Source organism: Mesorhizobium sp. AD1-1 (genome assembly GCF_020164655.1).
In the GTDB taxonomy this organism is placed as follows: Bacteria; Pseudomonadota; Alphaproteobacteria; order Rhizobiales; family Rhizobiaceae; genus Mesorhizobium; species Mesorhizobium ciceri.
Genome location: NZ_JAIUGP010000008.1, coordinates 47,171 through 65,899, shown reverse-complemented (window position 1 = coordinate 65,899; position 18,729 = coordinate 47,171). Strand labels below are relative to the sequence as shown.

Annotated in this window: 23 protein-coding genes; 12 read left to right on the top strand and 11 right to left on the bottom strand. The window is 63.3% G+C overall.

Annotated elements, in window-relative coordinates; translation table 11 throughout:
• Nucleotides 1-35 precede the first annotated feature (35 nt).
• From LB519_RS16835 to LB519_RS16820, 4 genes are all read left to right on the top strand, one after another.
• The gene (locus LB519_RS16835; protein ID WP_063168683.1) at nucleotides 36-1,058 is read left to right on the top strand and encodes an LLM class flavin-dependent oxidoreductase; all 1,023 of its coding nucleotides are present in this window, start codon (nucleotides 36-38) and stop codon (nucleotides 1,056-1,058) included.
• A gap of 41 nt (nucleotides 1,059-1,099) precedes the next feature.
• Nucleotides 1,100-1,747: a ThuA domain-containing protein gene (locus tag LB519_RS16830; protein ID WP_013530499.1), complete on the top strand. Its 648-nt coding sequence runs from the start codon at nucleotides 1,100-1,102 to the stop codon at nucleotides 1,745-1,747.
• A 59-nt stretch (nucleotides 1,748-1,806) separates the two neighbouring features.
• A complete protein-coding gene (locus tag LB519_RS16825; protein ID WP_013530500.1) occupies nucleotides 1,807-2,151 on the top strand; it encodes a hypothetical protein in 345 nt (114 codons plus the stop codon).
• Between the two features lie 94 nt (nucleotides 2,152-2,245).
• A complete protein-coding gene (locus tag LB519_RS16820) occupies nucleotides 2,246-2,659 on the top strand; it encodes a hypothetical protein (protein ID WP_063168681.1) in 414 nt (137 codons plus the stop codon).
• A 10-nt stretch (nucleotides 2,660-2,669) separates the two neighbouring features.
• On the opposite strand, the gene LB519_RS16815 is transcribed toward LB519_RS16820, so the two are convergent.
• On the bottom strand, nucleotides 2,670-4,694 hold the full coding sequence (locus LB519_RS16815; RefSeq protein ID WP_224620647.1) for an amidase: 2,025 nt from the start codon (nucleotides 4,692-4,694) through the stop codon (nucleotides 2,670-2,672).
• Between the two features lie 143 nt (nucleotides 4,695-4,837).
• On the opposite strand from LB519_RS16815, the gene LB519_RS16810 reads away from it, so the two are divergent.
• Entirely contained in the window at nucleotides 4,838-5,113 is a 276-nt protein-coding gene (locus LB519_RS16810; protein ID WP_013530503.1) for a hypothetical protein, read from the top strand.
• Nucleotides 5,114-5,153: 40 nt separating this feature from the next.
• Here LB519_RS16810 and LB519_RS16805 read toward each other — a convergent pair whose 3' ends face one another.
• Genes LB519_RS16805 through LB519_RS16790 form a run of 4 tightly spaced genes read right to left on the bottom strand, consistent with a single transcriptional unit; the run spans nucleotide 5,154 to nucleotide 9,042 of the window.
• Nucleotides 5,154-6,239 (bottom strand): Gfo/Idh/MocA family protein, encoded by a 1,086-nt coding sequence (locus tag LB519_RS16805; RefSeq protein WP_224620646.1) that lies wholly within the window; start codon nucleotides 6,237-6,239, stop codon nucleotides 5,154-5,156.
• 39 nt (nucleotides 6,240-6,278) lie between these two features.
• Nucleotides 6,279-7,043: an ATP-binding cassette domain-containing protein gene (locus LB519_RS16800; protein ID WP_063168679.1), complete on the bottom strand. Its 765-nt coding sequence runs from the start codon at nucleotides 7,041-7,043 to the stop codon at nucleotides 6,279-6,281.
• Nucleotides 7,040-8,041, bottom strand: a complete 1,002-nt coding sequence (locus LB519_RS16795) for an ABC transporter permease (protein WP_224620645.1) — start codon at nucleotides 8,039-8,041, stop codon at nucleotides 7,040-7,042. The genes LB519_RS16800 and LB519_RS16795 overlap by 4 nt, the downstream gene beginning before the upstream one ends.
• The gene (locus LB519_RS16790; protein ID WP_224620644.1) at nucleotides 8,038-9,042 is read right to left on the bottom strand and encodes a substrate-binding domain-containing protein; all 1,005 of its coding nucleotides are present in this window, start codon (nucleotides 9,040-9,042) and stop codon (nucleotides 8,038-8,040) included. Before LB519_RS16790 ends, LB519_RS16795 begins: the two co-directional genes overlap by 4 nt.
• A gap of 411 nt (nucleotides 9,043-9,453) precedes the next feature.
• On the opposite strand from LB519_RS16790, the gene LB519_RS16785 reads away from it, so the two are divergent.
• From LB519_RS16785 to LB519_RS16770, 4 genes are all read left to right on the top strand, one after another.
• Nucleotides 9,454-9,687 (top strand): hypothetical protein, encoded by a 234-nt coding sequence (locus LB519_RS16785; protein WP_224620643.1) that lies wholly within the window; start codon nucleotides 9,454-9,456, stop codon nucleotides 9,685-9,687.
• 119 nt (nucleotides 9,688-9,806) lie between these two features.
• Nucleotides 9,807-10,004 carry a hypothetical protein gene (locus tag LB519_RS16780; RefSeq protein ID WP_013530509.1) on the top strand — a complete coding sequence of 66 codons (198 nt, stop codon included), beginning with the start codon at nucleotides 9,807-9,809 and terminating at the stop codon, nucleotides 10,002-10,004.
• A 245-nt stretch (nucleotides 10,005-10,249) separates the two neighbouring features.
• Nucleotides 10,250-11,008, top strand: coding sequence for an SDR family oxidoreductase (locus LB519_RS16775; protein WP_224620642.1), 759 nt, complete (start codon nucleotides 10,250-10,252; stop codon nucleotides 11,006-11,008).
• Complete coding sequence (locus LB519_RS16770; RefSeq protein ID WP_064992517.1) at nucleotides 11,005-11,940, top strand: sigma-70 family RNA polymerase sigma factor; 936 nt, start codon at nucleotides 11,005-11,007, stop codon at nucleotides 11,938-11,940. The genes LB519_RS16775 and LB519_RS16770 overlap by 4 nt, the downstream gene beginning before the upstream one ends.
• A 118-nt stretch (nucleotides 11,941-12,058) precedes the next feature.
• Here the strand turns inward: LB519_RS16770 and LB519_RS16765 are convergent, their stop codons facing one another.
• Nucleotides 12,059-12,628 (bottom strand): TetR/AcrR family transcriptional regulator, encoded by a 570-nt coding sequence (locus tag LB519_RS16765; RefSeq protein ID WP_013530512.1) that lies wholly within the window; start codon nucleotides 12,626-12,628, stop codon nucleotides 12,059-12,061.
• A gap of 104 nt (nucleotides 12,629-12,732) precedes the next feature.
• On the opposite strand from LB519_RS16765, the gene LB519_RS16760 reads away from it, so the two are divergent.
• On the top strand, nucleotides 12,733-13,548 hold the full coding sequence (locus tag LB519_RS16760; protein ID WP_013530513.1) for an oxidoreductase: 816 nt from the start codon (nucleotides 12,733-12,735) through the stop codon (nucleotides 13,546-13,548).
• A 65-nt stretch (nucleotides 13,549-13,613) separates the two neighbouring features.
• A complete protein-coding gene (locus LB519_RS16755; protein WP_224620641.1) occupies nucleotides 13,614-14,615 on the top strand; it encodes an NADP-dependent oxidoreductase in 1,002 nt (333 codons plus the stop codon).
• A 20-nt stretch (nucleotides 14,616-14,635) separates the two neighbouring features.
• Here LB519_RS16755 and LB519_RS16750 read toward each other — a convergent pair whose 3' ends face one another.
• The 4 genes from LB519_RS16750 to LB519_RS16735 form a co-directional block, all read right to left on the bottom strand.
• Complete coding sequence (locus LB519_RS16750) at nucleotides 14,636-15,109, bottom strand: VOC family protein (protein ID WP_027160885.1); 474 nt, start codon at nucleotides 15,107-15,109, stop codon at nucleotides 14,636-14,638.
• Between the two features lie 43 nt (nucleotides 15,110-15,152).
• Nucleotides 15,153-16,301 carry an amidohydrolase gene (locus tag LB519_RS16745; protein WP_013530516.1) on the bottom strand — a complete coding sequence of 383 codons (1,149 nt, stop codon included), beginning with the start codon at nucleotides 16,299-16,301 and terminating at the stop codon, nucleotides 15,153-15,155.
• 153 nt (nucleotides 16,302-16,454) lie between these two features.
• On the bottom strand, nucleotides 16,455-16,898 hold the full coding sequence (locus tag LB519_RS16740) for an SRPBCC family protein (RefSeq protein WP_013530517.1): 444 nt from the start codon (nucleotides 16,896-16,898) through the stop codon (nucleotides 16,455-16,457).
• 101 nt (nucleotides 16,899-16,999) lie between these two features.
• On the bottom strand, nucleotides 17,000-17,206 hold the full coding sequence (locus tag LB519_RS16735) for a hypothetical protein (protein ID WP_224620640.1): 207 nt from the start codon (nucleotides 17,204-17,206) through the stop codon (nucleotides 17,000-17,002).
• 113 nt (nucleotides 17,207-17,319) lie between these two features.
• On the opposite strand from LB519_RS16735, the gene LB519_RS16730 reads away from it, so the two are divergent.
• On the top strand, nucleotides 17,320-17,463 hold the full coding sequence (locus LB519_RS16730) for a hypothetical protein (RefSeq protein WP_013530518.1): 144 nt from the start codon (nucleotides 17,320-17,322) through the stop codon (nucleotides 17,461-17,463).
• A gap of 97 nt (nucleotides 17,464-17,560) precedes the next feature.
• Here the strand turns inward: LB519_RS16730 and LB519_RS16725 are convergent, their stop codons facing one another.
• Entirely contained in the window at nucleotides 17,561-18,253 is a 693-nt protein-coding gene (locus LB519_RS16725) for a DUF2270 domain-containing protein (RefSeq protein WP_224620639.1), read from the bottom strand.
• Nucleotides 18,254-18,729: the final 476 nt, after the last annotated feature.

Here is an 18,729-nt window from a genome sequence, read left to right as displayed (position 1 = left end):
TTGAAGCCTGACGCGCATCCTTATATCGCATGATTATGAAGAAAATCGGGTTCCTGTCGTTCGGGCACTGGACGCCCTCGTCGCAATCGCAAGTGCGCTCGGCTTCGGACGCGCTTTTGCAATCCATAGAGCTGGCTGTCGCCGCCGAGCAGCTGGGCGCGGACGGCGCGTATTTTCGCGTGCATCACTTCGCCCGCCAGCTCGCGTCGCCGTTCCCGCTGCTGGCGGCGGTCGGCGCCAGGACCAGCCGCATCGAGATCGGCACCGCGGTCATCGACATGCGCTACGAGAACCCGCTCTACATGGCCGAGGATGCCGGTGCCGCCGACATCATCGCCGGCGGGCGCCTGCAACTCGGCATCAGCCGTGGCTCGCCCGAGCAGGTGATCGATGGCTGGCGCCATTTTGGCTACGCGCCGCCGGAAGGGCAGAGCGACGCCGACATGGCAAGGCACCACGCCGAGGTCTTCCTCGAGACGCTGCGCGGCGAGGGGTTCGCCCAGCCCAATCCACGGCCAATGTTCCCCAACCCGCCCGGCCTCTTGCGCCTCGAGCCGCATTCGGAGGGTTTGCGCGAGCGGATCTGGTGGGGTGCGGCTACCAACGCCACGTCGGAATGGGCAGCCAAGCTCGGCATGAACCTGCAGAGCTCGACGCTCAAATTCGACGAGAGTGGCAAGCCGTTCCACATCCAGCAGGCCGAGCAGATCCGCATCTATCGCGAGGCCTGGAAGGCAGCCGGCCACAAGCGCGAGCCGCGCGTCTCGGTCAGCCGCAGCATCTTCGCGCTGGTCGACGATCGCGACCGCGCCTATTTCGGCCGCGGCAATGAGAGCCGCGACCAGATCGGCTTCATCGAGGAGAACACCAAGGCGATTTTCGGGCGCAGCTACGCGGCCGAGCCGGATGTGCTGATCAAGGAATTGGCGCAGGACGAGGCGATCGCCGAGGCGGATACGCTGTTGCTCACCGTTCCAAACCAGCTCGGCGTCGACTACAACGCGCATGTCATCGAGGCGATCCTGACCCATGTCGCTCCAGCGCTGGGCTGGCGCTGACGCCGGATCGATCAGGGCCGAGTTTTCCAGGGAGGTACACAATGCCAAAGAAGGCCTTGATCGCCTGGGGCGGCTGGGAGGGCCATACGCCGGAGCAGAGCGCGAAGCTCGTTCGCACCTTGCTTGAGCGAAACGGCTTCGACGTCACGCTGGGTGAGGGCACGGCGATGTTCGCCGGTCCGGAGCTTGCTTCCTTCGATCTCATCGTGCCTGTCATCACGATGTCGACGATCGAAAAGGCCGAGTTGCAGAACCTGACGCTTGCGGTTCGCGGGGGAAGCGGGCTCGGCGGTTTCCACGGCACGATGGGCGACAGTTTCCGCAATGAGCCTGACTATCAGTTCATGACCGGCGGCCAATGGGTGGCGCATCCCGGCAACATCATCGACTACACTGTCGCGATCACCCGGCCGGACGATCCGATCACAAAAGGCATCAGCGATTTCGCCTACCGGTCGGAGCAATATTACATGCATGTCGACCCAAGCAATGAGGTGCTGGCGACCACCACCTTCACCGACGCGCATTTTCCGGGGATAGGCGGCGTCGTCATGCCGGTCGTCTGGAAACGGCGCTATGGGGCGGGGAAGGTTTTCTACAGTTCCCTTGGTCACACGGCGGATGAGTTCGCGGTGCCGGAAATGGCGCTGATGGTGGAGCGGGGTTTGCTTTGGGCGGCGCGGGGGTAGAAGCAGGCGAAGTTCGTGAAAATCTGATGGAATTCACAGGAAATCTACGGAGATATCCAATGAACGATTCCAGTTGGTCCGCTTCCGAAAAGAAGCTCGCCCGCCACGCCTTCGATAAGGCTCTTGAGGCGGCCCTCGCAAAGACGATGGCCGAATTCAAGAGCAAGGCCAGTGCGGTGACGGTTCCCTCCCAGATGTGGGAGCTGGAAGCCTATTTGCGTGAACAGCGGCGGGATATCGATCGGACGTTCGACTACCGCTATTCGCAGCTCCTTTATGTCTTCACTCATCTCATCCGAGCAGGCTGCCTCGATGAAAAGCTGCTTGCCGGTCTGTCGCAAGACAAGCGGGATGTCATTCGGCGGGACCTTGCCTTTGCGGCGGGACGCCCGGCCAGCGGATGACGACGGCAGGGAGTGCGGCCGCGTCCCAATCCCTGCCATGCTGGAAAGCGGCCGTTGTCGTACTACCATCCCGTCACATGGCGAGGGGGATGAGATGGACCATCAGCGTACTGTTTTTCTGATCGGAGCAGGTTCCGTTGGTGACGACGAGCAAGCCGTGTTCACGCTGCACGTGAACGGCGCTGCCTGCAATCTGAAATGCAGTTATCGGGACAAGGTGATCGAGGCAGAAGAGGAAGACTTTTTCGAGGCTCTGTTCCAAATCCGTCAGGCACTCGAAGTCGATGGCCTGCTACCCTTCTGTTACGGAGCAAGCGCCAATGTTTATCCGGAAAATACCGTGATGGAGAAAAGTCGCGGATTGATAGCCTGCAAGGTGAAGACGGGGCAATTTCCGCAAGAGAGCGATCTGGTCGACATATTTGATGATGGCGTCGACGTGGTTCCGGTTTTCGTCCATATGCAGCAGGAATTTTGGGAAGAATGGCTGACTTCGCTGCCTTCCTAGCTGCTGGCGTTCATCCAATCCCGCCCGTAAACAGATAGGCGCCGGCGCTGCGCCCATCCTCCAGCCGCACAATAGCCGTCACGATCGAGCCATACGAGCCACGCCAGACGCTGTGGAACCGCTGGTGCTCTGCGGCCGGAACCAATGCCTGTCCACAGCAGCGCGCTCCGCTTCGCTGGATGGCGACAGGCTCGCCGTTGACATGCACCTTGACGCTGGCGTGTTCCGCCTCGGCGTCGATCGGCAGGTCGAGGGTGATGGTGATCTCGTCCTGATCGCCGGTCGTGCGCGTCTCGGCGGCAAGCGCAATGACGAGCGGAGGTGCCTTGCCGCTACCGGTTTGCGTGGGCCGGCGGGAAAATACATCTTCAGTCAGTTCCGGCGTGCGTGGGGGCAGGGTGCGGCGCCGGGTCGACTGTTCGTAGTCGCCGGCCATGCGCAGCAGCCTTTCGTCGTCATAGGCCTTGCCGGCGAAGGTCAGGCCGACCGGCATGCCGATATCGGCCATGGTTCCCATCGGCACGGTGACGGTCGGGATGCCGAAATGGCGCCAGACCAGATTGCCGTTGGCGACCCAGGTGCCATTGCGCCAGGCAAGGGCGGCGGATGCCTCGTCGATGTCTGCATCGGCCGGTCCGACATCGGCGGCGGCGGGCAGCACCACGGCGTCGATGTCTTGGCCGTCCAGCCAGTCCTCGAAATCGATCCCCCTTGTCGCTTCGAGGCCCTTCAGTCCGTCTTCCAGCGTTGGAATGTCTGCGAACGGCGTGACGCCGGACCGGGCCCGTTCCACATATTCTCTCAGATCGAAGCCGCCCTCATAGCGGTCGGGCAGCGTGCCGGGCGGCTGCGGGAAGATCTTTGGGCCGTCGACGGAGACGAGATCGGGCACGGCCGGGTCGGCATTGGCGCGCAAAAAGTCGTCCCAGCCCCAGATGCTGAGATCCCAGAGTTCGCGCTCGGCGAAGTCCTGCGGCACCAGCCCGCGCTCGACCATGGTGCGCGCCCCGGGGCGGTCGCGCTCGTAGTTGGAGACGACGGGGAAATCGACCTCGATCACCTCGGCGCCAAGCCGCTTGAGATCGGCCGCTGCCTGCTCCCACAGGGCAAGCACCGAGGCGCGGGTTTCGATCGGCGCATCGGCCTCGCTGTCGCGGCCGATATACATTCTGGGCACGCCCAGGCGCTTGCCTTTCAACGACCCCGCCAGTGCGAGATCGGTATAACGGGGCGGCCGCACATCGGAGCTTTTCGGCAGCTTGACCCAGGGCTGCGCGCGCCAGAAATCGCCTCGTGTCTCGGGATCGTCGGCGACGATCACGTCGAGCAGTTCGAGCATGTCGGGCACGCTGCGCGCATGCGGCACGACGACATCCATGGTCGGCACCAGTGGCCAGTTGCCGCGCACCGAAATGACGCCGCGCGACGGCGTGTAGGCGACCAGCGCATTGTTGGTGGCCGGCGCGCGGCCGGACGACCAGGTTTCCTCGCCAAGCCCGAAGGCGCAGAAGCTGGCCGCTGTCGCCGTGCCGGAGCCATTGGACGAACCCGATGCGAAGGCGGCGGTGAGATAATCGCCATTGTACGGACTTTCGGCGCGGCCATAGACGCCGCGCTGCATGCCGCCATTGGCCATTGGCGGCATGTTGGTCAGCCCGATCAGCACCGCGCCGCCGGCGCGCAGCCGGGCTATGGTGAAGGCATCCTCATTGGCAATGAGATGCTCGAAGGCCGGCGAGCCGGCGGCCACCGTCAGGCCTGCAACCTTGTAGCTGTCCTTGGCGGTGTAGGGGATGCCGTCGAGCGGTCCGAGCACGGCGCCGTTGCGGCGCCGCTGGTCGGAGGCCGCCGCCTGCTCAAACATGTCAGGGTTGAGCACTGGGACGGCATTGAGGCTGATGCCGTGCCGGTCGAAATGCGCGATGCGCCTCAGATACGCCCCGACCAGTTCGACGCTGGTGACGGTGCCGTCATCGAGCGCGCGGCGCAGTTGGTCGATCGTCGCTTCGACGAGGTGAAGGCTGGCGTCGGTCATCACGGATCCCACATTTCCACGCACCATGGATGAGCGAGGCCGCAGGCTTCGGCAAGAGCCTATCGCGGTCTTCTCGGAACTTTTGTCCGGCTGGCGGTTTTGGATGTATGGTGCGATTCCGGAATGGCCAGAAGGGTGTGCCGATGACCACGAAATGCGTTGCGATCCTAGCTCTCGCGGTTGCTACGGGCGCGAGTCTTTGCGCCCCGGCCTTGGCTGGCGACCGGCATCACGACCGCCGGGTCCACTCCGAACGCTACGTTCCCGCCGAAGGCGATCTCATCGATATCCTGTTCGGCGGCCCGCACTACTACGATCAGCAGTTGGTGACGACGGCGGCTGGCGCGTGCTCCTACCATCGCGTTGGACCCGACGCGAATGCATTGAACAAGATCAACGATCATCACTGCGGGAAATAAGGCAGTAGGGCAGTAGGGCAGTAGGGCAGTAGGGAGCGCCTCAACGCTGGCCGCTCTCCTTCATACGCTCGATGATTTCGGCCATCAGCGCCAGGTCGCGGCGGGAATCGGCGAGGTCGGTCAGCGGCTTTGTTCCTTCGGCGATGTGGCGGTGGAAAATCTCGAGTTCATTCGAGAAAGCATCGCCGTAGAGAGGGCCGAAGGCTTTCGTCACCGGGCCGAGCGGGCCGGCATCGGTGACCTCCAGCCGCGTCGGCAGGCTGCGGATGTAGGGCGTGTCGTAGATGATGCGCACGCGCCTGGTGTTGGAGCGCACCTCGATCATTGCGTCGAACAGGCCGAGATCGTCGACCGCCGCGTCGTAGAGACAAGCGAAATGGCCGTAGTCGAAGGTGACCGATGTGTTGGCGCCGCCATTGGTGCGGTGCGCGGCCAGCACGCGCGCCGGCTCGCCGATCAGCCCGCGCATCGCTGAAATGTGGTGCGAGGAAAGCGCCGTCAGCCCGCGATAGGCGCGCACCAGGTCGGCCGGCGCGTCGGCACCGACGACTTCGCGGATCAGCGCGTCGCGCTCCTTGGCGCCACGCGCCAGCAGGGCCGGGTCTATGTCGTTGGGATAGAGGACGTTCTGGCTCTTCTTGAGGAAATGCCGGCCCTCCGAGATCAGGTCGAAGATGCGGACATGGGTGATGTCGGCGAAGGCCGGCAGCTCGTCCCTGGCGGCCAGATATGCCGGCGCGTAGCGGCGCATATAGCCGACGAACAGGGTCTTGTCGTAGTCCGGCATCAGCGCCAGCAGATCGTCGATCTCGCGCACCGTCAGACAGGCGGGCTTTTCCAGCAGGATGTGCTTGTTGGCGGCAATCGCCGCGTGCACGAAGCGGCTGTGGGTGTCGTCGGATGACAGCACGAACACCGCGTCGATGTCGGGTGACGCTATTAGCGCCTCGGCCGTCTCGAAGGTTCTTGCCGTCGGGTGTTGCGAGGTGCACAGCGCCACCAGGCTGGGCGACACGTCGTACACGCCCGCGATCACCCAGCGCTCGCGCTGATCGCTCAGCACCGGCAGATGGATCGACTGGGCGACCTCTCCAAGACCTATAAGTCCGACACGAATTGGTGCCACCGGCAAACTCCCTTTGATTTCAAGTCTGATGCTGCAGGACTATGCCGCGCCGGTGACCAGCGCGACGAGCTCGTTGCCTGATGTCTCCGAGGCGCGCACGGTCGCCGCCATCTTTCCCGCCCGCATCACCCAGATCTGGTCGGACAGGCGGCGGACCTGATCGAAATTGTGGCTGACCAGGATGACTGAGACCGACTGCTCGCGCAGGCGCCGGATCAGCGCCTCGACATTGGCCGTCTCCTGCACGCCAAGCGCTGCCGTCGGTTCGTCCATCACCACCAGCTTGGCGCCGGAGCCGACAGCGCGGCAGATCGAGATCGCCTGCCGCTGGCCGCCCGACAGGCGCCGCACACGCTGGTTGATTGACGGCACGTTGATCGACAGGCGCGACAGCATGGAACGGGCCTCGCGTTTCATCGCCTTGCGGTCGAGGAAAGCGAAGGGACCGATGCGGCGCACGATCTCGCGGTTGAGGAACAGGTTCTGCGCGACCGTCAGTTCGTCGATCAGCGCCAGGTTCTGGTGCACGGTCTCGATGCCGGCCTTGCGCGCCTCGTCGGGATTGGCGAAGGGCCGCGCCCGGCCGTCGAAGAACAGATCGCCGGCGTCGGGCTGATGCACGCCGACCAGGCTGCGGACCAGCGTCGACTTGCCGGCGCCATTGTCGCCGATCACGGCGGTGACCTCGCCGCGGCGGGCCTGGAAGGCGACGTCGGTGAAGGCGCGGATGCCGCCGAAATGCTTGCTCAGCCCTTCGCAGGCGATGATCGCCTCAGCGGCGGGGATGTGATGGGGAGCGCTCATTTCTGATACCGCATGATCAGCGCCGCCAGCACCACGATGGCTCCCACGGCAAGCGGTTGGTAGAAAGCCGACACATTGAGCAAGGTCAGGCCATTGACGAGTGCCGTGAGCATCAGCGCGCCGATGGCGGGCCCAAGAATGCTGGCGCGGCCGCCGAACAGGCTGACGCCGCCCAGCACCACCGCCGCCACCGAATTCAAGAGCAGGCTGGTGTTGATCTGCGGTTCGGCCGAGCCGATGCGGGCGACCAGGAGAATGGCCGCGATGCCGGCGCAGAGACCGGAAATCGTATAGGCGGCGATCTTGACCCGGTTGGTGCGGATGCCGAGCGCGCCGGCACTTTCGGCCTGGCCGCCAGTGGCCAGCAGATGCACGCCGAAGCGCGTGTGGTAGAGCGCGATATGGGCGACGCTGACGGCTGCGATCGCCACCCATACGGGATAGCCGAACGGTCCGAACGAGCCGGAAGCGAGCCTGAGCAGGAAGGTCGAGCCGACCATGGTCGGTTCACCGCCCGACAGGATGAGGCCAAGGCCAGTGATGCCCGACAGCGTGCCGAGCGTCACCACGAAATCGGGGATTTTGCCTGCTGTGATGATCAGCCCGTTGAGGAAGCCCACCGCGCTGGTGGCGAGAATCGCGAGCACGCAGGCGATGAAGATGCCGTAGCCGGCGGCATTGACGAGGCCGAGGATGATGGCGCCGAGCATGACGGCTGCCGCCAACGACAGATCGATGCCCGAGGTGGCGATGACGAAGGTCTGGCCGATCGACAGCACGACCAGGATCGCAGCCGCCAGCAGCAGCGCCTGCAGATTGGCGACGCTGAGAAAGACCGGCTGGGCGATGCCGAAGACGATGACGAGGCCGACCAGGCCGACGACGGATGCCCAGTCGGCCCAGAAGGAGGGATCGAGGAGGAGAGCCGCCAGGGAGGGACGGCTCTCCTCCGCACCCGCCGAATGGGCGGCGGGCGCGTTGTCTGCAGGTGTGCTCACTTCAGCATCTCGCGGAAGGGATCGGGATAGTCGCCGCCGGGACGCGGAAAATTCTTCAGCGACGCTTCGGCATTGTCCTTGTTGATCAACAGCACAGGTGCCGGCACGTTGGCCGGCAGTTCCTTGCCCTTGGCCGCGACCGCACAGGCTTCGACGCCCATGGCGCCGACGACATAGGGGTATTGGGCGACGGTGGCGGTGAGTTCGCCTGATGCGATCGACTTCAGCGCATCGACAATGCCGTCTAGGCCGATCACCTTGACGTCCTTGCCCGACGTCCGCACGGCGCGCTCGACGCCAAGGGCCATGATGTCGTTGGCGGCGAAGAAGCCGGCGAGGTCCGGATGGGCGGCGAGGATATCGGTGGCGGCGGTCAACGCCTTTTCGCGATCCCAGTCAGCGCTGACCATCACCACGATTTCGAGCTTGCCTTCGACGGCCTGCTTGAAGCCCTTGATGCGGGCGTTGGAGCCGACATCGCCGACGATGCCGGCGACCAGCGCGACCTTGGAACCCTTAGGCACCAGCTTCAGCATCTCTTCGCCGGCCAGCACGCCTGCGGCGACGTTGTCGGTGCCGATATAGGTCGAGACGGCAAAGCCGGCGGCCTTGGCCTGCTCGGGGTCGATGGTCGAGTCGATGTTGACGATCGGCTTCTTCTTCTGGGCGACCGGCACCAGCGCCTGGACGAGGTTGGAGACGCTGATCGGGTTGACCAGGTAGCAATCGAAATCCTGCATGGCCATGGCGGTCAGGCGGTCGGCCTGGCCGGTGGCGTCACCCATGTTGGCGGCGGCCTGGACGCTGACACTGACGCCGTTGGCCTTGGCCTGCTCCTCGATGCCCTTCTGCATGGTCTGGAAGAATGGATTGTCGAGGCCTTTGACGATGGCCGCGACTTTCGCCGTATCCTCGGCCTGGGCGGGTGCCGAGACGATGGTTGCAAGCATGCCGGCGCCAAGCAGGCTCGTGCCGAGTTTCAGGCAATTGAACATGCGCATGGTTTTTCCTCCTCCTGATTGTTTATGGGCTGCATCAATGTCGCCGTCCGGCGACTGCAATGTCCGACGGCGCGCAAGCGACCCCGGCCCCTGGCGCGACGATCCGCCAACGGACTGCTGCCGGCCTGCGGATGTGCGGACTGCAGCCCCGGTTCGGGCGCTTTTCGATGTCAGGCATTGCTCCTCCCAGAGCGCCGGCCGATGCCATGCCGGCATTTGCGCATGTTTTATAAAAAATTGACACGCGTCAAGATTTAAAATGTGCGTAGCGATTTTTGATTGCGCGCCCTGCGGGCATGACTGTCCTGCCGGCATGCGCTACAACCAAGGCGCGAAAAAAACTGCCGGCCTAGGGAACCACTAGGGGGATGTCCGCGTTGGTCGCTACTTTTGTGCAGAGGGAGGTTTGGGGTGGGGCGTTTCGAAATCGTGGAAGAGCCAACGGGTACGTTTTCGATTTTCGACACCGTCACGGAATTGCCGGCAACGGCCAAAGGGGACGTATGCATTGGGCTTTATCGGCACGAAGTGCCACTGGCGCTGCTTGCAGCGGTTGAAACGGTCCAGCCCGGCCATTTTTCGCTGCTGCCCTCATTGTCGGTTTTGAACGACTGGCGGGCTCATCGAGACGATCTGCTGGCATGAGCAAAGCTGCCCGATGTCGCATCAAAATCGTACGGTATGGGAAATCACGCCCTTTTGTCGAAAGCGGCGGTGAGGCATGGAAAGCAAGGGGAGGTTGCAGTGCGTTGGGAGGTGAAGCAATGTCTGATCAGGACGACCTGATCCGAGCTGCCATCGGACGGCTGCTCGCCGAGAAGACAGGCGCCGCCGTCATATCGATGAGAGAGAGCGTCACCGAGCTTCTGGCGCTGACCGGTGCCGCACTGGACGAAAGACTCCAAGACCTGCTGTTGGAAATGGCCGAAGTCCGCGGCATGATGGTCGCTCTCGACTTCTGAACATATCCGGCTGGGATGCCGCAGCATGGACCGGCAGCGCTTTCATCGCCGGCAGCCTCTAATCTTACTGCGTCCAATATCGGGCATCGCATTTTAGGTCGAAAGCGGACAGGCAGCTTTCCGCCCGATCGCCAGTATTGCCGGCATGTCGCGGATCGTCGCCGCGACAGCGCGCCTCGCCAAACCTTGGCTCTTTTTCCGACCCTCAAACGTCTTAGCTACAGTGAAGCTAAGGAGCAGGGTCGATGAGCCTCAGGAATAAAGAAATCGTGGTCACCGGTGGCAGCCGTGGGCTTGGCCTCGGATTGGTCGAGGCGCTGGTCGAACAGGGCGCCAGCGTGACCGTCGTTGCCCGTGGCGTCGAGGCGCTGGATGCGGTCGGTGCGCGGCTTGGGGTCGCCACTATCCGCGCCGACGTTGCGGAGGAGGGCGCGGCCTATCGCATTCTTAGCGAGGTTCGTCCTGACGTCGTGGTCCTGAATGCTGGTGCCACGCCCCGGATGGGCCGGTTGGACCAACTGAGCTGGGAAGATTTTTCAATCGCCTGGGAAACCGACGTCAAGGCCGGGCTATACTGGCTGCAGGCGGCGCTCAACCTGCCGCTCAAGCCGGGCAGCCGTGTTCTGGTGGGATCGAGCGGTGCCGCCGTCACCGGGTCGCAGATGTCGGGGGGCTATGGCGGCGCCAAGCGCATGCTGTGGTTCATGGCGAAGTACGCCAATGGCGTTTCGCTGGAGAAGAAGCTCGGCATCCGCTTTCAGGCGATCGTGCCGCGGCAGATGATCCTCGGCACCGGAACAGGCGATGCGGCGGCCGGCGCCTATTCCGGATCCATGGGCATCACGCCCGAACAATTCGTCACCCGCTTCGGTGCGCCGATGCCGCCCCGGACCTTCGGCGACAGGGTGGTTTCCGTGCTGGAAGACCCGCAATATGCCGAGGGCATCGTCTTCGGCCTCAATGGCGACGCGGGCGTAACCGTGATGGAGGGGGCTGCGGCTTGAGCGAACGAGATCCTGCCGTGGACCGCGACCGACGGGAAGGGCTGCTTGCCCTTGCCGCCGCCATGCGGCCAGAGCTGCACCGCTATTGCGCGCGCCTGATGGGCTCGGTCATCGACGGCGAGGATGTCGTGCAGGACACGTTTGCGCGGGCCTTCGTTGCGCTGAATGAGCTGGGCGAGGTGCCGCAGCTCAGGCCCTGGCTGTTCCGCGTCGCCCACAACCGTGCGCTTGACCTGCTGCGCAGCCGCGCGATCCGCGCGGCGGAGCCTATCGAGGCGGCGCTTGAAATTGCCGACGACACCAAAGCCGACCCGGTGGAGACGCTGATGCGCAGGCAAGCTATACAGACCGCAGTGTCGCGCTTCGCGGAGCTTCCGCTGCTCCAGCGCAGCGTCGTCATCCTCAGAGATGTGCTCGACGAGCCGCTGGCCGAGATCGCTGCTTTGCTCGGCATCACGGTCGATGCGGTGAAAGGGCACTTGGCGCGCGGCCGCGCCCGGCTTAGGGAAGTCAGTGCGCAGGCCAGCTCGGCTCCCGATGCGCGTATCGCGTCGGCCGCCGTGGTCCGTTATGCGACCCTGTTCAACCAGCGCGATTGGGACGGCTTGCGCGCCCTGCTTGCCGACGACGTCAGGCTTCATCAGTCCCTGCATGCGCCGCGCTCGGGTGCGGCGGATGTCGGCGTGTTCTTCACGATCTACGCCAAAAGCGACCGCGTGTGGCTGACGCCGGCCTGGCTCGACGGCCGCGAGGTGATCGCTGTGTTCGAAAGCCATGCCGACCAGAAACCGCGTCATTTCATGTGGCTGGAGTGGCGAGAAGGTCAGATCAGCTTCATCCGCGACTATCGCTATGTCAGCTATGTTACCGACGATGCCGAGCTGGTGCTGGCCAAGGACGCCAGGTCCTTCGGTCGCGGCACCGGGCACTGAAGAGCGGGCGCGCATCTGACCATCATACGGGCGGTGCTGTTCCTGCCAAGGGGCCGATGCGGGGCTGGGCGTCATACCGCATGAGAATGACTTTGACGTGCCCACGCGTGGTACGCCCTTAACTCTGCTCGATCAGCGCGCGCGCCGCAGCTTTCCCTGCCGCAAGGATACGATCCGACAATTCCGTTCCCTCCACGGCACGGGCCAGCTGAAGCGTGCCAATGAGGGTCGCAAAGATAGCAAACGCAACGCCCTCCGGATCAGGAGTTTGCGGCGGCAGCTCTACCGACACCTGGTGCACCTGGGTCAGCAAACGCTCGGTATAAAGCTGACGCGTTTCGGGTGGCTCACGGGCGATTTCCGCCAGCAAGGCGGCAGAGGCGCAGCCCTTCCCGGGGTTATCCCGATGCGCCGCCGACAGATATGTGTCTATGGCCATTGCCAAGCCGCCGGAGGCCAATGCTTGCCGTATCTCGTCGGACTGATCCTCGAGAGCTGCAGCGACCGTTTCACGGACAAGCGCCGCCTTTGATTGAAAGTGGGGATAGAAAGCCCCGTTCGTCAGCCCGGCGTCGCCCATGATGGTTGCCAGTCCGGACGCCGCTATGCCGTTTTTCCGAAAGCGTTCCGCGGCGACCTCCAGGATCCGGCCGCGCGAGGCGTCCTTCCTGCCCTTTTCGTAGCGCATGGCTGCTATTCCTTTCTGCTATTGCATTATGGTCATAATCTGATATTACGACTGTAATTTAACGGATGAAAAAAAGCTAGCCCCCCATGAGTTTGGAGCACGAAATGAAAACGAATGCCGGAAAAACCGCCGTTGTGACCGGGGCCTCTTCGGGCATTGGCCGCGCCAGTGCCGAAGCTCTTGCGCGGGCCGGGTTCACCGTCTTCGGAACCAGCCGGCGCAAGGCCGGCAACGATCCGGACGGGGTGACCATGCTGATCTGCGACGTGACCGACAGTGAGGCCGTTGCCGCACTCGTTTCGACGGTGCTCTCGCAGACCGGCCGGATCGACCTCTTGGTCAACAATGCCGGCGTCGGCCAGCTTGGAGGCGCCGAGGAATTCTCGATTGCCCAGGTGCAGGCCCTGTTCGACGTCAATCTGTTCGGCGTTATCCGCATGACCAATGCGGTGCTGCCGTCGATGCGGCAGCGTGGCGAGGGGCGCATCATCAATATCGGCTCTGTGCTGGGACTGGTGCCGGCGCCGTATTCAGCGCATTATTCGGCGGTCAAGCACGCGCTCGAGGGCTATTCGGAATCGCTCGACCACGAGGTTCGCGCCTTCAACATCCGCGTTTCGGTCATCGAGCCGGCATTCGTTCGTACTGTCTTCGACCAGAACGGGATCCAGCCGGATTCGCCGTTGCAGGAATACGATCAAGCCCGAGCTACGCTGGAAGCGCTGCTTCGCGACGTGATGCCTGTCGCCGACCGGCCGGAAGTGGTGGCGCAAGTGGTCGTCAAGGCAGCGACCGATGCCCGTCCGCAACGGCGCTACACCGCCGGCAAGGCTGCGCGCCAGGTCAGCCTGCTGCGTCGCTTTGCTCCCGCGGGGATATTCGACAAGAGCCTGCGGAAACAATTCCGCCTGCCCGTTTGAACGCAGCGAGCAGAGGATTTCACGCACATGCGACACACCAAAATCACTCTCAGAAAGTCACTGCCATGAAGGCATTCGTCGTCGACAAGTACAGCAAGAACGGCACTCTGCGGCTAGCCGAAATGCCGGAGCCGAAACTCGGGGACAGCGATGTCCTGGTCGAGGTCCACGCAGCGGCGGTGAACCTGCTCGATTCCAAGGTCAAAACCGGAGAGTTCAAGCTGATCCTGCCCTATCGCCGGCCCTTCATCCTGGGTCACGACGTGGCCGGGAGGGTTGTGCGCGTGGGATCGAAAGTCCGCAAATTCAAACTCGGCGACGACGTCTATGCGCGGCCGCGCGATGGCCGGATCGGGACGTTCGCCGAGTTCATAGCCATGGATGAAGCCGACGTGGCCCTGAAACCCGGGAACCTCAGCATGGAGGAGGCGGCCTCGATCCCGCTGGTCGGCCTGACCGCCTGGCAGGCGCTCGTCGAAAGGGCCAAGCTGAAGAAGGGACAGAAGGTCTTCATTCAAGCCGGTTCCGGCGGCGTGGGGACATTCGCCATCCAACTGGCAAAGCATCTCGGCGCGACCATTGCGACCACCGCCAGCGCGGCGAGTGCCGGTCTGGTCAAGGGGGTCGGCGCCGATATCGTCGTCGACTACAGGAAAGACGATTTCGAGAAAGTCCTTTCGGGCTACGACGTCGTCTTGAACAGCCAGGACGCCAAGACACTTGAAAAATCACTGAATGTGCTGAAACCGGGTGGCAAGCTCATCTCCATCTCCGGCCCACCGGATCCGGAATTTGCCAGGGAAAAGGGACTGAACGTGGTGCTGAGGCTGGTGCTTCGCCTGCTGAGCCGCGGTATTCGAGCGAAAGCCAAGCGCCGTGGCGTGACGTTCTCGTTCCTTTTCATGTGGGCGCAGGGCGAGCAGCTGAGCAAGATCGCATCGCTCATCGAATCCGGCGCGATCCGCCCGGTCGTCGACCGGATATTTCCCTTCGAGGCGACCAATGAGGCGCTGGCCTATGTCGAAACAGGACGCGCCAAGGGCAAGGTCGTCATCAAGGTCAGATAGCAACTCAGCCGCGATCGAGGTCAGCCGCGCCGGGCTGCGTCGATCGCCGCGACGTCGATCTTCGTCATCTCCATCATCGCATCAAAGGCGCGTTTGGCTTCCTCGCCGCCGGCCGCCATGGCCTCGGTCAGCGTGCGCGGCGTGATTTGCCAGGACACGCCCCATTTGTCCTTGCACCAGCCGCACACGCTCTCCTGGCCGCCATTGCCGACGATGGCATTCCAGTAGCGGTCGGTTTCCTGCTGATCGTCGGTGGCGATCTGGAACGAGAAGGCCTCGTTCTGCTTGAATGTGGAGCCGCCGTTCAATCCGATGCAGGGAATGCCGGCGACGGTAAATTCGACCGTCAACACGTCGCCTTTCTTGCCGGACGGAAAATCGCTCGGCGCACGGTGAACGGCGCCCACGCTGGTGTCGGGAAAGGTCTCTGCGTAGAAGCGCGCCGCAGCCTCGGCGTCCTTGTCGAACCAAAGGCAAATCGTGTTCTTCGGTATCTTTGGCATTGCATGTTCCTTTCGGCGTTGGAGTTGGCGGAGGTCAGCCCAGGAGATTGCGTGCCGTGCGCATGAAGATCCTCGACCCGATCGGGATCAGGTCGTCGGGAAAGTCATAGTCGGGATTGTGCAAGGCGGGGTGCCGCTCGCCCGCACCGAGGAAGAACATCGCCGACTTGGCACTATGGCCGAACAGGCCGAAATCTTCCGAGGCGCGCATCGGCAGGGCCTCTTCGCCGTGCGATACGCCCTCTTCATCGAGCGCGCGCCGCAGATGCTCCACCGCGTCCGGCGCGTTGACGCTGGCGACGAAGATCTCGTGATAGTCCCAGCGGGCGGTAAGGCGATGCTCGCCGGCGATCCTGGCGACCAGTGCTTCGGCAGCAGCGCAAAGATTCGCCATGCGCTCGTCACGCCGGGTGCGCAGCGTTGCCCAGACCTGCGCATGAGCAGGCGCGATGCCGAACACGGCTTCGCCCATCGCGGCATGGGTGACGGTCAGCATGGAGAAGTCGTCGTCGGCGAAGGTTCCGCGCCCGAGCGCCGGCAGCGCCGGCATCAGCTCACTGATCGCCAGCATCGGCGAGGTGCCGGTCTCCGGCATGGATGAATGGGCGGTCTTGCCCTCCAGCACGATGCGCATGCCGCGTGACGCACAGTTGACCACGCCGGGCTTGAGCCGCACCTCGCCGAACGGCACGCCAGGCAGGTTGTGCAGCGAGAAAGCGAAATCCGGCGCGATCTCGCCGAAGCGGGGATCGGCAACGACGCCGGCTGCGCCATTGCCGGTTTCCTCCGCCGGCTGGAACATCAGCACGACGCGGCCACTTGCAGGCCGCTCGCGCCCCAACTGCCGGCCGAGGGATGCCAGGATGGCGGTGTGTCCGTCATGGCCGCACATATGCGACTTGCCCGGCACGCGCGACGCATGCGGCACGCCTGAAAGTTCTTCGATAGGCAAGGCATCGAGTTCCGAACGGAACAGCACCGTCGGCCCTGCTTTGCCGCTGTCATATGTGACCGCGACGCCGTGCCCGCCGAGCTGTGTCAGCACCTTGTCCGGCCCCGTATCGGCGAGGAAGGCGACGACCTCCTTTGCCGTCTTCTCCTCTTCATTCGAGATTTCCGGATACTGGTGCAGCTGGCGCCGCCACGCCGTCAACTCGACGATGTCTCGGTTGGTCAGAGTCATGCTTTTTCAACCTCCGCTGCATTCTTCATCGACACGTCCAGGCACAGGGGTGCCGCAATGATGAATTGCTAGCGACAAAGGGCAGTTCCCGCCACAGTCCAAGTTTCAGGCTTCGGCAGGCCAGAAACGGCCGTTCTCCCGGCCATCCGCAGCCTACTGATTGATCTCGGGCTCGACGAGCTTTGCCAGATTTCTGAGCGATTCCTGCCAGCCGAGATAGCAGGCCTCGACCGGAATGACGTCCGGAATGCCGGCCTGGGTGATGTCGATTTCAGTGCCGACCGACACTTTTTTCAAGACCACGGTCACCCGTATCTCGCCGGGCAGGTTGGGATCGTCGAACCTGTCGGTGTAGAGCAGGCGCTCGCCCGGAACGAGTTCAAGGTATTCGCCGCCGAAGGCGTGGCTGTCGCCGGTGGTGAAATTGCGGAACGACATCTTGAACGTGCCTCCGACCTTTGCCTCGAAATTATGGACCGTGCAGGTGAAGCCGTTTGGCGGAAGCCACTTGGCCAGCGCGTCCGCTTCAACGAAGGCGCGATAGACCTTTTCAGGGCTGGTCGTCAGAACGCGGTGCAAACGTACGGTGCCGGGCATTGCTGGATCCTTTCATGAATGCCTGTTCGATACCCCAAGGACGGACGAAGCCTAGCCAGTCCGACATTGGTTTGCGAATTTTTTGACGGGAGGCGGCCTGCCTACGCCGCGGACATGCGTTCGACCCCGAGCTCGGGCGAGGCGGCGGATGAACTGCACCGGCTTCGGAGCTGGCGCTCACCTGCTAAATCGAGTTCCTGAGCCATCTTGTTGTTCGGGCGTGTTTTTGTCGATTGCCGCGAACGGCCGCGCGTCCCCGTCAATGCTTGGAACGCCGCCAAATAGGGCAGCGCGTCTTTGCCGTTCATGTGCCGATCATTAGAATTTGCATCTGATCAGAGTTGATTTCCTATCAAGCCGTTAATGCGGCCATGCTGTTAATCAGCATTTGCTAATGAGTCTTTCGAACCTGAGGCAAGCAATGACCAAGAATCTCGGCAATGCACGTCATACGCCGGCGAAGGACCCGCAGGTCTCCCTTCTGGGCAAAGCCGCGCCGGCGCTGTTTCCGCTGGTCGTGGCGGCACTGGGTTACATGGTTGGCAAGCAGTTCTTCGGCATCTAGGCGCGAAGTTCCGTTCCCTCAAACGTCTCGGCGGACCGACCATCTCAGCGCGCGGGCCGCCGTTTGCGTTGCAGCGGCGTGTTGCCGGGCATCAACGTCAAACATGCACGTCGCCAAAGGACAGTTCGCCGTCGTTATCGGCCGTGAAAAAGACGATGGCAAGCAACCCGACATAGAATGCGGCCACGACAACCACGATCGCCACACCGGGAACGGGGCCAAGGGCGGCGCTGTCTACGGCTTCGCGAAGCGAACCGGCAAAGCCGGTCCTGACGCCCACGGTTTGAAGGCTGGGCGTGGATATCTTGAGCACCCAGGCCAGCAAGAGGATCAGGAACAGGTAGATGTAATTTCGCCGCAGCCGACGGGCCAGCGCGACGCGCTGCGACAGCAGGAACTTCGGCGCGCGTAGGCCTTCCCCGACGATGAGCAGCCAGTCCGAGGCAAAGTCGGGCTGTGGGGAAAAGATCTGCGCGAAATAGTGGCGCTCGAACTGGCGTACGCGCGCCCGATAGAAATCGAAGAACCGATAGCGGCGCGCCTCGATCCATAGCAGCAGCAAGATCAGCAGCATGGCGAAAAGCAGCACGCCGTGATGCGCACTGGCCGTCGACAGCGATACCGAAAGCAGCGCCGCCACCACCGTGATTGCCCAGTTGGTTGTCCTGTCCAGCCGGTCGCGCCATCCCGCCATGCGAGCGATCTCGGCGCGGTGAAAATGCGACAGCGTGTTGACACGCTCCGCCGATGAAAGCACGGGGGCAGCGGGCTGTGCCGACGCGTCGTTCATGGCATCCTCCGGCAAGGAACAGAACGGCCTGCCAGCGGCATTGTTCCCTGTCCTCGAGACCGCCGATCCAGCCGACCAGCCGCGCGTTGAGGCCGAGGCGGCTCCGGTCCAGCAGACATCAAGCTGGCGGTTGACCACTGTTTCGCGAAGTGCCGATCGAAGGGCACGACTGATGTGGACAGCACCGGTGACGCAGGCACCTGCATGCACCAATCACATTACATTACGAGGTCTTGACCCACCCGCGACGGAGTCCAAAATCCTCCGCACCAGTGCCGACGAGGCGCCGGCTTCACGGGCGCCGCGCGGGTCAGGGGCGGTGGCCCTCGGGCAGGCTCAGGTGCGCGAGCCCCCGCCACTGATCCAGGCGTTTCCAACTGGACCGGAGCGCCAATGGCGCAGACGCGCATCGTCCGAGCATGGCAACCAGAGCATGCAAACGAACGATAGACAGGATCAAGAAAGGAGCAAATGCA